Source organism: Streptomyces sp. PSU-S4-23, assembly GCF_055632315.1.
This window is the reverse complement of sequence record NZ_JBVMUU010000002.1, coordinates 2,923,447-2,937,266: the sequence shown is the minus strand read 5'-3', so window position 1 is coordinate 2,937,266 and position 13,820 is coordinate 2,923,447. Positions and strand designations below refer to the sequence as shown.

10 protein-coding genes are annotated in these 13,820 nt (G+C 73.1%); all 10 read right to left on the bottom strand.

Features of this window, described 5'->3' with window-relative positions; translation table 11 throughout:
- Nucleotides 1-110: 110 nt before the first annotated feature.
- Nucleotides 111-1,454, bottom strand: coding sequence for a PP2C family serine/threonine-protein phosphatase (locus ACZ79I_RS13935; protein ID WP_471497416.1), 1,344 nt, complete (start codon nucleotides 1,452-1,454; stop codon nucleotides 111-113).
- A gap of 3 nt (nucleotides 1,455-1,457) precedes the next feature.
- On the bottom strand, nucleotides 1,458-4,235 hold the full coding sequence (locus ACZ79I_RS13930) for a serine/threonine-protein kinase (protein ID WP_471497415.1): 2,778 nt from the start codon (nucleotides 4,233-4,235) through the stop codon (nucleotides 1,458-1,460).
- On the bottom strand, nucleotides 4,232-5,554 hold the full coding sequence (locus ACZ79I_RS13925) for a hypothetical protein (RefSeq protein WP_471497413.1): 1,323 nt from the start codon (nucleotides 5,552-5,554) through the stop codon (nucleotides 4,232-4,234). The genes ACZ79I_RS13930 and ACZ79I_RS13925 overlap by 4 nt, the downstream gene beginning before the upstream one ends.
- An 89-nt stretch (nucleotides 5,555-5,643) precedes the next feature.
- Nucleotides 5,644-6,645 (bottom strand): glutamate ABC transporter substrate-binding protein, encoded by a 1,002-nt coding sequence (locus tag ACZ79I_RS13920; protein ID WP_471497411.1) that lies wholly within the window; start codon nucleotides 6,643-6,645, stop codon nucleotides 5,644-5,646.
- Between the two features lie 14 nt (nucleotides 6,646-6,659).
- Nucleotides 6,660-8,108 (bottom strand): hypothetical protein, encoded by a 1,449-nt coding sequence (locus tag ACZ79I_RS13915; RefSeq protein WP_471497409.1) that lies wholly within the window; start codon nucleotides 8,106-8,108, stop codon nucleotides 6,660-6,662.
- Nucleotides 8,109-8,412: 304 nt separating this feature from the next.
- Nucleotides 8,413-9,387, bottom strand: coding sequence for an N-acetylglucosamine kinase (locus ACZ79I_RS13910; protein ID WP_471497408.1), 975 nt, complete (start codon nucleotides 9,385-9,387; stop codon nucleotides 8,413-8,415).
- Nucleotides 9,378-10,643 (bottom strand): 6-phospho-beta-glucosidase, encoded by a 1,266-nt coding sequence (locus tag ACZ79I_RS13905; protein ID WP_471497406.1) that lies wholly within the window; start codon nucleotides 10,641-10,643, stop codon nucleotides 9,378-9,380. Before ACZ79I_RS13905 ends, ACZ79I_RS13910 begins: the two co-directional genes overlap by 10 nt.
- Nucleotides 10,644-10,648: 5 nt before the next feature.
- Entirely contained in the window at nucleotides 10,649-11,542 is an 894-nt protein-coding gene (locus ACZ79I_RS13900) for a carbohydrate ABC transporter permease (protein ID WP_471497404.1), read from the bottom strand.
- Complete coding sequence (locus tag ACZ79I_RS13895; protein WP_471497402.1) at nucleotides 11,539-12,486, bottom strand: carbohydrate ABC transporter permease; 948 nt, start codon at nucleotides 12,484-12,486, stop codon at nucleotides 11,539-11,541. Before ACZ79I_RS13895 ends, ACZ79I_RS13900 begins: the two co-directional genes overlap by 4 nt.
- Nucleotides 12,486-13,820 carry an ABC transporter substrate-binding protein gene (locus ACZ79I_RS13890; protein WP_471504941.1) on the bottom strand — a complete coding sequence of 445 codons (1,335 nt, stop codon included), beginning with the start codon at nucleotides 13,818-13,820 and terminating at the stop codon, nucleotides 12,486-12,488. Before ACZ79I_RS13890 ends, ACZ79I_RS13895 begins: the two co-directional genes overlap by 1 nt.

Here is a 13,820-nt window from a genome sequence, read left to right as displayed (position 1 = left end):
TCCCCCTCAAGGACCCCAGCACCCTGGGGCGATGGCTGGTTGCGGACCGGTCCCCTCCGGTCCTGGGGGCCGGCCCCCGCCGGCCACGGGCGTGTCCGGGGACACACCGCTCAGGCGGATCCTGCCCCCTGCGGCGTGGCCGGGAACGGGAGGACCGCCACTGTTACGTTGTCGTGGCCCCCGCCGTCCAGGGCGTGGCCCACCAGCACCCGGGCCGAGTGCAGCGGACGCCGCTCGGCGTCGGGCGGCATCACCTCGGCCATCTCCTCGGCGGTCTCCGCGTAGTTCCACAGCCCGTCGGTGCACACCACCACCACACCCGGCCGGTCCGGCTTGAAGGAAGCGGTGTGCGGCTCCAGTTCGTAGGCATCGGCGCCCAGCCAGCCCGTGATCGCGTGCGCGCGTTCGTCGGCGTACGCCTCGGCCTCGCTCATCAGGCCCGCGGCGACCATCTGCGCGGCCCACGAGTCGTCCTCGGTGAGCCGGGCCGGGGGCGCGGCGCGGTCCACCGGGATCCAGTAGGCGCGGCTGTCCCCGACCCATCCGACGACGAGCAGGCCGGCGGTGACGACGGCGCCGACCAGGGTGCAGGCGGGCGCGTTCTGGTGCGGGGAGTGCTCCTGGGCCGTCTCGGGCTCCGTGGCAAGCGCGTTGACGGCGTGCGACGCGGCGACGATCGCGTCGTGCATGGCCTGCTGGGGGTGCGTGCCACGGGGCAGGGCCTCCAGCAGCGCCTCGTTCGCGGCGTGGGCGGCGGCGAGGGAGGCGTCGTCGGGGCGGGTCGCCGAGGAGACGCCGTCGCACACCACGGCGACGACCGCGGGCGAGCCGTCGGGCAGGGCGGTCGAGGAGACCGCGAAGGCGTCCTCGTTGCGGTGGTGGCGCAGGCCCCGGTCGCTGACCGCGGCGACCGCGCCCAACTCCTGCTCCATGTGGTCCCGTTCCCGTGGCTGGGCGTGACCGCAGTGCTCGCAGTAGCCGTCCCCGTCGACGGTGCCCGTGCGGCAGGCCACGCAGACCTTCGTGCCGGCGGGGGGCGTCGCCGGCACGGCCGTGCGCGGGTCGACCGGCTGGGGTGCCGCCAGGGTGTAGTCCTGGGGCTGCGCGGGACGGTCGAACCGGACGCCCTGCGCGGCGCGGGCGGCCGGGGCGGCGGGCGCGGCCGGCAGTTCGGAGCCGCCGGAGTCGGTGCCCTGGAGATCGGCCGGCAGATGCACCGGTGCGGACGGGCCGGGGCCGCCCGCCGGGGGAGCGGCAGGCCAGTCCACGGGGGCCGCCTCGCCGGGAGGGGGCGGCGCCGCGCCGTTCATGGTCAGCGTCGGCGTGTCCGACGGGCGGGCGGGCACCACCGACAGGTCGTACCCGCAGGCGCCGCAGAAGCGGTCACCGGACTCGAGGGGCTCCTCGCAACTGGGGCACCGGGAAAGCGCCGTCGGCTGGGGCATCTGCGACATCGATCACACCCATGTCCGGGGGCGGTAACGGTTGGCACGTTCCACCAGGTCGATCCTCTCCTCGCTGCGCTGCGCGAGCCTGGCCAGCGTCCGGTACGAGCGCTCCAGGCCGAAGCGGAGGCCGCGCTCGTCCAGGTCGCTGCCGAGCAGCGCCCGTCCGGCCGCCGCGCCCGGCGAGGGGCTCTGGCTACCGGAGAGTACCCAGTCCAGGGCGCGGCCGAGGACCTCTGTGGACAACTGCTCGCGCCGCACGGCGTCCAGACCGTACGCCTCCAGCGCCTGGACCTGCCCCGCGGCGGCCACGAGGTCGTCCAGGAACGCCGGTTCCGGGCCCTGGCCCGGGTGCTGCCGCAGCCGGGCCCGAACGGCGGCGACGCGGGCGGCGGTGTAGTGGATGGACGCCTCCGGCACGGACTCCAGGGTCCTTACGGCGGCGTGCCGGTCGCCGGAGGCGAGCTGGACCCGGGCCAGGCCGAAGGCCGAGCTGACGTAGCTGGGGTCGGTGGTCCAGACGAGGCCGTAGTACTCGGCCGCGTTGTCGAGCTGGCCGAGGACCTCCGCGCACAGCCCGAGGGCCAGCTTGGGCGCGGGCTCGCCGGGGAAGGCGTCGTAGACCGCGTCGAAGGAGAGCGCGGCGGCCTCGTGGTCGCCGGTGACGAGCGCGGTGACACCGCGGTACCAGACGACCCGCCAGTCGTCGGGGTGGTCCGCCTCCAGCCCGTCGAGGACCCGCCCCGCGGCGTCCGTCTCGCCCATCTCCAGCCGGGCCCGCAGCTCGCGCAGCCGCAGCTCCGGGGAGGACGTCGGCGCCGTGCGCAGCGCGGCGATCAGCTCCGCGGGCGCGGAGGCCAGCAGACCGGCCAGGAAACCGGCGTTGGAGTCGCCGGGCTCGACCAGGGGCACCGGCAGGGCCGGCGCGGCGGCGGCGGTGTCGAGCGGCTTGACGAGCCCGGCGCCCCCACCGGAGGCGCGCGCGTCCGCGCCGGCCGGTGGCACGTGTACCGCGCCGGCCGGTGGCACGGGCGCCGCGCCGGCCGGTGGCACGGCACCCGCGCCGGAGCGCACGACCGCGCCACCCGGTGCCGCGGTACCCGCCGCGCCGGAGCCCGGGACGGCGGGCCTCCTTCTCGTCCGCACCACCCGCGCCCCCAGCCGCGACACGTCCTCCGTCGGCTTCGCGAACAACTCCGTGTCGACGACCCTGAGTTCGGGGCCGAACAGCGTCGACAGCGCGGGCCGGGGGCGGTTGGTCCGGAGGGCGACGACCTCCCGCAGCACCCCCGTCAGCTGCTCCGACATCTCCTGCGCGGACGCGAACCGGCGGGCCGGGTCCGGGTCGGTGGCGCGGACCAGCAGGCGGTAGAAGGACTCGTACCGGCTGAAGACCTCGACGCCGTCCGGGTCGGGCAGGGAGTCCACGAAGACGGTCGTGTAGCCCTGGAAGTCGAAGCTGAGCACCGCGAGGGTGCGGGCGACCGTGTAGAGGTCGCTCGCCACCGACGGGCCCACCTCGGAGACCTCCGGCGCCTGGTAGCCCACCGTGCCGTAGATGGCCGACTCGTCGTCGTCCGCCCTGCGCACCGCGCCCATGTCGATCAGCTTGAGCTGGTCCTCGGTCTGGATCGCGTTGTCCACCTTGAAGTCGCAGTACAGCAGGTTGCGGCTGTGCAGATGGCCGAGCGCCTCCAGCGCCTCGATGCCGTACGCGCACGCCTGTTCCACCGGCAGCGGGTCCCGCCTGCCGTCCGGCGTGCGGCGGGAGTTGGCGATCTCCTTCAGCGACTTGCCGCCGACGTACTCCATCACGATGTAGCCGTCGAGGGAGCCGGTGCGCTGGTCGAGGTGCTCCACGAAGTTGTAGATGCGCACGATGTTGGCGTGCTCGATCTCCGCCAGGAAGCGCCGCTCGGAGATCGCCGCGGCCATCGCGTCCTGGTCGCCGGTGTCGAGCAGGCCCTTGAGGACCACCCACCGGTCGGAGACCGCGCGGTCCACCGCCAGATAGATCCAGCCGAGACCGCCGTGCGCGAGGCAGCCCACGACCTCGTACTGGCCGTGCACGATGTCCCCGGCGCGCAGCTTGGGCACGAACGAGTAAGGGTGACCGCACTTGGTGCAGAACCCCTCCGTGCGCCCGGGCCGGTCGCCGCGCGCCCGCCCCACCGGGGCACCGCAGTCGGAGCGCGAGCAGAACCGCTTGCGCTCGGGCACCTCGGGGTCGTCCAGCACCATCGCCCGCGGGTCGGGCCGCGGCACGTCCGGGACCTGCACCAGGCCGAGGCCGAGCCGGCTGCGCCCGGAACCGGAGGACGACATGCCGGAGCTGCGCACGGACACCGAGCGGCCGGTGGACTTCCCCGAAAGCCGGCCCGACACCGAGCGCCGTGACTGCGACGACCGCGACGACGTACGGGAACTGGCGCGCGAGCTGCCGCTGCCGGAACCGTGCGAGTCCCTGCCCGAGGTGATCCCCGTGGCCGCCGGGCCGGCCGTGTCCCGTGCCGCGAGGACCGGGGCCAGACCGCATGTGTCGCAGTACAGCTCGCCGCCGCCCACGTCCTCGTACGACCCGTCGCATCCGGGCCGCTGGCACGTGTGCCCCTCGCCGGAACCGTGCGAGCCCTCGCCCGAGGTGATCCCCGTGGCCGCCGGGCCGGCCGTGTCCCGTGCCGCGAGGACCGGGGCCAGACCGCATGTGTCGCAGTACAGCTCGCCGCCGCCCACGTCCTCGTACGACCCGTCGCATCCGGGCCGCTGGCACGTGTGCCCCTCCTGGCTCATGGCTCCCCCCTCCGATCGGCCGGGCCGCTCTGCTCGGGCACGCGGGAGCCGAGCAGTTCCGCGGCCGCCCGCTGGTAGCGCAGCACCGCCTGCTCGGCGACCCTGAGGTCGCAGGGGGCGCTCCACAGCATGCGGCGGGCCGCGTCGTACCGCTCGATCAGCAGCGGGTCCTCCGCCAGACCGTGCCGGGCCACCTTGGCCTTGTACGCGTCGAGGCGGCCGCGCAGTTCGGCGCGGACCGCCAGGGGCGCCGTGACCGCCGTCAACGACTCGCGGGCGCGCAGCAGTTCGTCCTCGGCCTGCTGCTCCAGGGACTCCAGGAGCGGTGAGAGGCGGTGCCACTGGGCGTGTCTGCGGTACTCGGCGGCCGTCGCCAGCTGCTCCTGCAGCGCGGTGGGCGGGCCGCTGACGACCGGCACCTCCGTGGCGGCGATCTTGGCGAGCACCTCGCCGCGGGCGGTGCGCGCCTCGGCGAGCGTGCGGTCCGCCCGGCTGAGGACGTCGCGCAGCCTGATGAGCCGCTGCTCCGCGTCCTGCCGGACGGTGAGCACGGCGTCGATCTCGCGGCGCACGTCCTCCAGGGCGCGCGCCTCACGGTCGTACACGGTGGTGTCCGGGCGGCCGCCGCCGGGCGCCGAACTTCCCTGCGCGGGCACCCAGAAGGCGAGCGGGTCGGAGACCACCTGCTCGCGCAAGGCGGTCAGGGTGCGGGTGATCCGCTCCAGGTCGTCGCCCGCCGGGTGCTCGCCGGGCCGCACCCCGACGGAGTGCGCGAGCCGGCGGGTGCGCTGCAGTTCCGCGGCCAGTAGATCGATCCGGGCGGGCAGCGCCGACCACACCGCGTCGGCGGCGACGACCATGTCGAGCGAGGACGCGTACAGCTCGTTCATCCGCTCCACGAGCTGCACCAGCGTGAACTGCTCGCTGAGCCTGCCGGCGCCCGCCAGCGTCGGCGCGTTCGCCGTCGCCGCGGCGCTGCCCGCGACCGTGACGCTCGCGCCGCGCAGCAGCTCGGTCAGCTCGACCAGGTCCTCGCGGCTGGACCAGCGCCGGCGGGCGCGGATCGCGCGCGCGGTGTGCAGGGCGTCCGTGTAGGCGTCGAAGTACGCCCACAGCAGGGTGATCGACGCCTCCGCGGACGTCCAGCGCTCCTTGGTGACGCCCGTCAGCTCGGCGCCTTCGAGGAGCCGGCGGCCCGCATGGTCCTGCAGGGCGAGCAGGGAGGTCTCTATGGCCTCGTGCTCCGCGCCGAGCCGCGCCAGCGCACGGTCCACCTCGTCCCGGTCCAGTACCGGCCCGGTGGGTCCCGTGACGCCCATCGATCACCTCTCGCTCTCGTGGTTCCCGGTGCGCGTGTCCGGTGCGCCGGGCTGACTCTCCAGTGGTATCAGGTCGGTTGCCCCTGTCATCAAGACGGCGGCCGTGACGACGCCGGGTCCGTGCCCAGCGTCGAGGAAAGCCACTTGGCGTACGAGGCCTGCCAGCCGCTCCTGCGGTAGTCCGCGAGCACCTGGTTGACCCGGCGCACCAGATCGCCCGCCTGCTTGTTCATCGCCACCCCGTAGTACTCGGTCGTGAAGGGCTTTCCCTTGAGTTCGACCGTCGGGTCCTGGGCCGCCTGGCTCGCGGCGAGGGCGCCGTCGGTCACGACCGCGTCGACCTGGCCCAGCTGCAACTTGACCAGGCAGTCGAGCTGGTTGGGGACGGTGGTGGAGATGTCCGCGGACGCCGCGAGCCGGCCGGACCTCTTGTCGTCCGCCAGTTTGGTGCCGGCCGTCGAACCCTCGGCCGAGCAGATCCTGCGCCCGGCCAGGGAGCGGTCGTAGCCCGTGATGCCGGACGACCGGGGGGCCAGGACCTGCTGGCCGGTCGTGAAGTACGGGGCGGAGAAGGCGACTTCCCTCAGCCGGTCGCAGGTGATCGTCATGGTGCGCACCACCAGGTCCACCTGCCCGCTTTTGATGGCGGGGATGCGCTGGTTGGTGGGAATGGCGTGGAAGCGGACGGCGTTCGCGTCGCCGAGGATCTGCCGGGCGATCTCGTGGGCGAGGTCGATGTCGAAGCCCTCCAGGTCGCTGCCGGGGGTGTTGGGGTCGCGGTAGCCCCAGCGGTAGCTGTTCTGGTCGACGCCCACCGACAGATAGCCGCGCTTCTTGATGGCCGTGACCGACGGGCCGCTCTCGTCGCCGGACGGCGGCGGGCTCAGCCGCTCCGGGTGGTCGCCGCAGGAGTCGGCCTTCGCCTGGGTGCCCTCGGCGAGTCCCGGGCCGCCGATTCCCGGCGGACCGTCCCCCCGCGGGTGGGCCAGCGGCAGCAGCAGCACGAAGGCCACGGCGAGCAGGCAGGCGACGAGCATCGCACCCACACCGCCCCAGCCCTTCAGGCTCGTCCTCAGGCGCCGCGCGACCATCACCGCTCCCCCTCTCACCGGTACTCCGAAAGCCTGCGCCCGATGCCCAGCACCGCACCCGCCGCGCCCATGACCGCCAGGACCGCCGCGCCCACCGGGAGCCCGGTCATCGCGTCCAGGCCGTCGCCCGCCGCCTGCCGGAACTCGTGCTCCTCGTGGTCCAGGGCCTTCGCCAGGTTCGCGTCCACGCTGTCGAAGCACTCGCCGGTGGGCTGGTCCGCCCTGGACCCGATGATCTTGTCCAGTGCGGCCTGGTAGTTGCCGTCGTCGTCCGCGGCCCGCGCCTGCCGGTGGCGCTGCTGCCAGACCTTCATATTGCCGGTCGCGGCCGTGACGGGCTGCCTGCCGGCCCGGTCGTCGGCGAGGGACTCGGCCTTGCCGAGGCCCGCGGAGAGGGTCTTCATGTCCTGCTGGAACGCGTAGTCGTAGGCGTCCTCGATCGTCCCGTCGGCCAGCTTCCTCGTCTCGGCGCCGCGGCTGACCAGCGTCAGGTTCTCGTTGCCGCGGGCGTTGAGGGAGGCGATGCGCGCGTCGTGCAGGACGTTCAGCGAGCGGACCCCGTGGGCGTAGGAGGACTCCAGCCCGGCGCGCGCGAAGCCATGGCCGACGACCAGCCACAGCAGGACGACCGCGCAGGCGGCGGTGGCGGCCACCAGGCCGTGGTTCAGTACCCGGTTGGTGCGCAGGTAGTGGCGGCGCTGCGCCCAGGCGAGGGCGGCCAGCGCGAGGACGCCGAGGGCGATGGCGGGCCAGGGGTACGGGGTGGCGTCCGCGTAGTCGGCGCGCAGCCGCTGGTTCTCGCTCTCGTACAGCTTCTGGGCGGCCGGCAGCATCTTCCGCTGCATCGTGTCGTTGGCGGTCCGCAGGTAGGCGCCGCCCACGGGGAAGCCCTGCCGGTTGTTGGCCCGGGCCCGCTCGATGAGGCCCTTGTACTCGGGAAGCAGCGTGTTGAGCCTGGCGATGGTGGCGGCGGAGGGCGAGCCGGGCTCGGCGCTGGCGGCGGCCCTGACGAGCCCCGCGGCGGCGGTGCGGATGTCCCGCTCGTACCGCTGGGTGGTCGCGGCGGGCTCCTGACCGCCCGACAGGAAGCCGCTGGAGGCCGTGGTGTTGGCGTCGGCCAGGGAGCGGTAGATGTCGGCGGCGCCCGCGCTGAGCGGCTGGCTGCTGTGCAGCACGTCGTCGGCGGCGGTGGACCGCTCGGCCATCTGCCAGGCCGTGACGGCACCGAACGCGACGACGAGCACGGCGAGGACGGCCCCGATGATGCGCAGCCGGCCGGGCTCGGTGGTGGCGGTCGCGCGCAGCCGGTCGGCGCTCTCGGCGAGGGCCGTGCGGCGGGGCCGGGCGGCGGGACGGCCCCGGGGCACGGGGGCCGTGCCCGCCGCGGAGCGGGTGGCCTCCGGGGCCGCGGCCGGCGCCGTTGCCGGCGCCGGTGGCGCTCCGCCCTGCTGCGGCTGTGTCACTTGACCTCCCCCATGGTCATCCGTCGGTCACCTCCGCCCGGAGCACGGGTGCGGACGCAGGTGCACGGCGGCAAGTATCGCCGCCGGAACCGGCATCCGCACAGGTCTGCACGCGATCTTGTTGAGGATCGAGGTGCCGCCGCCCGGACATCGGCGCGGCGCAAGCCTCCCCGCACCGCCCCCTGTTCATCAATACGTCCTCGGGATCCGTTCGGTTCCCGTACGAGTGGGGATGTTCCGGGCGTCCCGTGCGCCCGCCGCAAGCCCCGCGCCACGGCGGTGGAGCGCGCCGCCACCGGCACCGTCAGCCCGGTTCGAAGTACGCCCGCACGCGCGCGTGGGCCTGCGCCGGGGCGCGGACGCGGTCGAGGCCGAGGAGCGCCGCGCCCAGGACCGGCCGCGCCGTGACCACCCGGGGCACCGCCTTCGGGGCGCGGGCGGCCAGCAGCTCCCTCACCCGGTCGTCCAGCTGCGGATGGCGGGCGGCCAGGATGCTTCCGCCGAGCAGTACCGGCGTCTCCTCGGCGAGCAGGTCGAGGCGGCCCAGCGCGACCACCGCCATGGCCACCACCTCCTCGGCGAGCCGGTCGACGATCGCGCGGGCCACCGGGTCGCCCCGCCCGGCCGTGGCGAACAGCACCGGTGTCAGCTCATGGCGCCGGCCGTGCTCGATCCGCTCCAGGTGGAGCGCCTCGATGAGCGCGTACATCGAGTCGAGCCCGAAGTGCGCGGGCAGGGTGCGCGCCAGGGCCGTCGGCCCGCCCCGGCCGTCCTCCGCGCGGGCCGCCCACCACAGTGCCTCCTCGGCCAGGCCCCAGCCGCCGCCCCAGTCGCCGGAGATACGGCCGAGCGCGGGGAAGCGGGCGGTGCGCCCGTCCGGGCGCATGCCGGCGCAGTTGATGCCGGCGCCGCACACCACCGCCACCCCGCGGGGCTCGGCGACACCGGCGCGCAGGACGGCGAAGGTGTCGTTGCGCACCTCGGTGGTGGTGCCCCACGCGCGCGCGTGCAGCGCGGCCGCCAGCTGCTGCTCCTCCACGGGCAGGTCGGCATTGGCGAGACAGGCGGAGACATGCCCGGCCGAGGCGGCCCCCGCCGCGGCGAGGGCCCGCCGTACGACCTCCTCCAGTGTGTCCACGGCCGTCTCGACGCCCACCGCCGGCGGCCGGAACCCGCCGCCGCGGGCGGTGGCGAGGACCTCGCCTTCGCCGGTGAGGACGGCGACGTCGGTCTTGCTGTTGCCCGCGTCGATGGCGAGGACACCCCCGGTCAGGCCCACGCGAGGTGCTCCCGGTTGTGCGCGATCAGCCGGTCGGTGAGGGCGTCGGCGTCCGCGTACTGCCCGACCAGGGGGTGGGCGAGCAGCGCCCTGAAGACCCGCTCGCGGCCACCGTGCAGGGCGGCCTGCAGGGCCAGTTCCTCGTACGCGGTCACGTTCGCCATCAGCCCCGCGTACAGCGGGTCGACGCCGGCCACCGGAAGGGGCGTCGGCCCGTGGCCTCCCACGGCGGCCTGCACCTCGATCACCGCGTCGTCCGGCAGGAAGGGCAGCGTGCCCTTGTTGTACGTGTTCACCACCTGGTACGGCGATCCGGCGCCGCTCAGCAGCGAGGCGGCGAGGTCGACGGCCGCCTCCGAGTAGTAGGCGCCGCCCCGCTCGGCGAGCAGTGCCGGCTTCTCGTCGAGCGCCGGGTCGCCGTACATGCGCAGCAACTCCCGCTCCATCGCGGCGACCTCCGCGGCCCGCGACGGCTTGCCGCGCAGTTCCCGGACGACCCGGTCGTGCGCGTAGTAGTAGCGCAGGTAGTAGGACGGGACGACGCCCAGCCGCGCCAGGAGGGCGCGCGGCAGGCGCAGGTCGCCGGCGATCGCCTCGCCGTGCTCGGCGAGCAGCTTGGGCAGGACGTCCTCGCCCTCCGGGCCGCCGAGGCGCACACCGGTCTCCCAGGTGAGGTGGTTGAGGCCCACATGATCGAGGTGGACGTCGGCGGGGGCGACGCCCAGCAGGGCGGCGAACTTGCGCTGGAAGCCGATCGCCACGTTGCACAGCCCGACCGCGCGGTGCCCCTCCTGGAGGAGGGCGCGGGTGACGATGCCGACCGGGTTGGTGAAGTCGATGATCCATGCCTTCGGGTTGGTACGGCGGACGCGTTCGGCGATGCCGAGGACCACGGGCACCGTGCGCAGCGCCTTGGCGAGGCCGCCCGCGCCGGTCGTCTCCTGCCCGACGCAGCCGCACTCCAGCGGCCATGTCTCGTCCTGCTCGCGCGCCGCCTGCCCGCCGACGCGCAGTTGGAGCAGCACGGCGTCGGCGCCCTCGACGCCCGCGTCCAGGTCGCGGGTGGTGACGACGCGGCCGTCGTGCCCCTGCCGGGCGAAGATGCGCCGGGCCAGCCCGCCCACCAGCTCAAGGCGTTCGGCGGCCGGATCGACGAGGACCAGCTCCTCAACGGGCAGGGTGTCCCTGAGCCGTGCGAATCCGTCGACGAGTTCGGGTGTGTAGGTCGACCCTCCGCCGACCACGGTGAGTTTCACGGTAGCTAACCCTTCACTCCGGTGAGCGTGACGCCTTCGACGAACGCCTTCTGGGCGAAGAAGAACACGAGGATCACGGGGGCCATGACCAGCACGGTGGCGGCCATGGTGAGGTTCCAGTCGGTGTGGTGCGCGCCCTTGAACGACTCCAGGCCGTAACTCAGGGTCCAGGCACCGGGGTTCTCGGACGCGTAGATCTGCGGCCCGAAGTAGTCGTTCCAGGCGTAGAAGAACTGGAACAGCGCGACGGCGGCGATGCCCGGTCTGGCCATGGGCAGCACGACCCTCAGGAGGGTCCGCAGCTCACCGCAGCCGTCGACCTTCGCCGCGTCCAGGTACTCCTTCGGGATGGTCATCAGGAACTGCCGCAGCAGGAAGACGGAGAACGCGTCGCCGAACGCCATCGGGATGATCAGCGGCCACAGCGTGCCGGACAGGTCCAGCTGCTTCGCCCAGAACAGGTACATCGGGATGACGATCACCTGCGGCGGCAGCATCATCATCGAGATCACCAGCATGAGGGACAGGCTGCGGCCCCGGAAACGGAACGCGGCGAGGGCGTAGGCGACCGGGATCGACGACGCGACGGTCAGGACGGTGCCGAGGCCCGCGTAGAGCAGCGTGTTGCGCCACCAGGTGAGGAAGCCGGGCGTGTCGAAGACCGTCCGGTAGTTGCCCCATTCCCAGGTGTGCGGTACCAGATCGCGGCTGAGCGCCTGCGTGTCGCTCATCAGCGAGGTCAGGAACACGAACACGAACGGCAGCGTGAAGAAGAGGGCGGCGGCGACGCCCAGGGCGTGGACCGCGATCCACTCCAGGGCGGCCCTGCGGCGGGCGGCGCGCCGGGCCGGCGAGACGGCCGCCCGCACCTTCGCCGGCGGGTCGAGTACTTGGGTCATGGCCGGTCACCTGCCAGGTTGAGGCCGCCCCGGCGTCGCATCAGGAACGCGGTGAAGACCATCGACAGGGCGAAGAGCACGAGCGCGACCACACAGGCGGAGCCGTACTCGAAGCGCTGGAAGCCCAGGTTGTAGACGAGTTGGGGCAGGGTGAGCGTGGACTTGTCGGGGTATCCCGGCTCGAACTGTGTGCCGGCGCCCTGGATGACGCCCGAGGCGACCTTTCCCGCGATCAGCGGCTGCGTGTAGTACTGCATGGTCTGGATCACGCCGGTGACCACCGCGAACATCACGATCGGTGAGATGTTGGGGAGGGTGACGTAGCGGAACCGCTGCCACGCCGAGGCCCCGTCGAGTTCCGCCGCCTCGTACTGCTCCTGCGGCACGTCGAGCAGCGCGGCCATGAAGATGACCATCAGGTCGCCCACGCCCCACAGGGCGAGCAGGGTGAGGGCGGGCTTGGACCAGGCGGGGTCGTTGAACCAGCCGGGGGCCGGGACGCCGATCCGGCCGAGGATCGAGTCGACCGGCCCGGTGCCCGGGTTGAGGAGGAACGCGAACGCCATGGTCGCGGCCACCGGCGGGGCCAGATAGGGCAGGTAGAAGAGGGTGCGGAAGACGCCCGTACCCGTCTTGACCTTCGTGATGAGCAGCCCGACGCCCAGCCCGAAGGCGACCCGCAGGCCGACCATGACGACGACCAGCCAGAGGGTGTTGCGCAGCGCGGGCCAGAACAGCGGGTAGTGCCCGAACACATACGTCCAGTTCCTGGCCCCGCTCCACGTCGCCGGTCCGAAGCCGTCGTAGTGCATGAACGAGAAGTAGACCGTGGAGACCAGCGGGTACGCGAAGAAGACCGCGAAGCCGATCAGCCAGGGCGACATGAAGGCGGCGGTGCGCAGGGCCGCCCGGCGGCGTCTGGAGGCGAGGGTGAGCGTGCTCATCACCGCTTCGCCTGCGCGATGTCCGTGTCGATCTGCGCGGCCGTGCTCTTCAGGCCGGCCGTGAGGTCCTTGGCCTTGCCGCTCTCGTAGTCGTAGCCGAACTGCTGGATCGTCACGAGGTACTGGCCGCCGTTGACGGAGGCCGGCGTCGTGGTCGAGTCCGGGTCGGCGGCGATGTCCAGGAACGTCTTGAAGCGCGGGTCGTACCGCAGCTTCGGGGACTTCAGCGCGGCCAGCGTGGAGGGCACGTTGTGGATGTCGTTGGCGAAGCCGACCACCGCGTCCGTGTCGGTGGTCATGTACTTCACCAGTTCCCAGGCCGCGTTCTGCTTCCTGCTGGTGGCGGCGATGCCGGTGACGGTGCCGGTGATGTAGCCCTTGCCGTACCGGGCGGCCTGGTCGTCGGGGACGGGCAGCGGGGCCACCCCGATCTCGAAGGCCGGCTTGGCGTCGAGGGCCATGCCCAGGCGCCACTCCCCGTCCAGCTGCATGGCGACCTGCCCGGTGTGGAAGGGGTGCTTGGGCCCCCACTCGTCGCCCAGCTCGGAGCGGTACTTCTCCAGCTTCCCGAAGCCGCCGAGTTCGTCCACGAGCCGCTTCTGCAGGGTGAAACCGGCCCTGAAGGCGGGGTCCTTGGCGAGGTTCGACCTGCCGTTCGAGTCGAAGTACGTCGGGGAGAACTGCGCGAAGTAGTGTTCGGTGGTCGTCTCCCAGCCGTGGTAGTCGGGCATGAACCCGAGCTGCCTGAAGCCGTCGCCGTCGGGGATCGTCAGCTTCTTCGCGTCGGCCTCGAACTCGGACCAGGTCCTGGGCGGGCGCGTGATGCCCGCCTTCCTGAAGGCGGTCTTGTTGTAGTAGAGCCCGTACGCGTCGCCCAGCAGCGGCGCGGTGCAGCGGTTGCCGTCGTACTGGGTGTACTCGTTCATCGCCTTGGGGAACGTCGTGTCCGGGTCGATGCCCGACTTCTTGAAGAAGGGGCCCAGATCGACGAGGGCGCCCGACGAGCAGAACTTGCCGACGTTGTTGGTGGTGAAGGAGGAGATGACGTCGGGGGCCCGGTCGCCGCCGGTGCGCAGCGCCTGGTTGATCTTGTCGTCGGTCATGTTGGCGACGACGTTGACGTGGATGTTGGGGTGCGCCTTCTCGAAGCCCGCGATCAGCGCGCCCACGGCCTTGGTCTCGGAGGGCGCGCTCCAGGCGTGCCAGAAGTTGACGGTGGTCTCCTTGGACGCGTCGTCGTGCGCGCCGGAGGTGGACTGGCCCGTGCAGGCGGTGGTGAGGAGGGCGGCCGACGCGATGAGGGCAAGAGCCGTCTTTCTGGCGATTTCAGGCAT

Excerpts from the sequence above, each read along its gene's own strand:
- ACZ79I_RS13935 (WP_471497416.1), bottom strand. The coding sequence starts at position 1,454 with ATGTCGCAGATGCCCCAGCCGACGGCGCTTTCCCGGTGCCCCAGTTGC.
- ACZ79I_RS13930 (WP_471497415.1), bottom strand. The coding sequence starts at position 4,235 with ATGAGCCAGGAGGGGCACACGTGCCAGCGGCCCGGATGCGACGGGTCG.
- ACZ79I_RS13925 (WP_471497413.1), bottom strand. The coding sequence starts at position 5,554 with ATGGGCGTCACGGGACCCACCGGGCCGGTACTGGACCGGGACGAGGTG.
- ACZ79I_RS13920 (WP_471497411.1), bottom strand. The coding sequence starts at position 6,645 with ATGGTCGCGCGGCGCCTGAGGACGAGCCTGAAGGGCTGGGGCGGTGTG.
- ACZ79I_RS13900 (WP_471497404.1), bottom strand. The coding sequence starts at position 11,542 with ATGACCCAAGTACTCGACCCGCCGGCGAAGGTGCGGGCGGCCGTCTCG.
- ACZ79I_RS13895 (WP_471497402.1), bottom strand. The coding sequence starts at position 12,486 with ATGAGCACGCTCACCCTCGCCTCCAGACGCCGCCGGGCGGCCCTGCGC.
- ACZ79I_RS13890 (WP_471504941.1), bottom strand. The coding sequence starts at position 13,820 with ATGCCTGAAATCGCCAGAAAGACGGCTCTTGCCCTCATCGCGTCGGCC.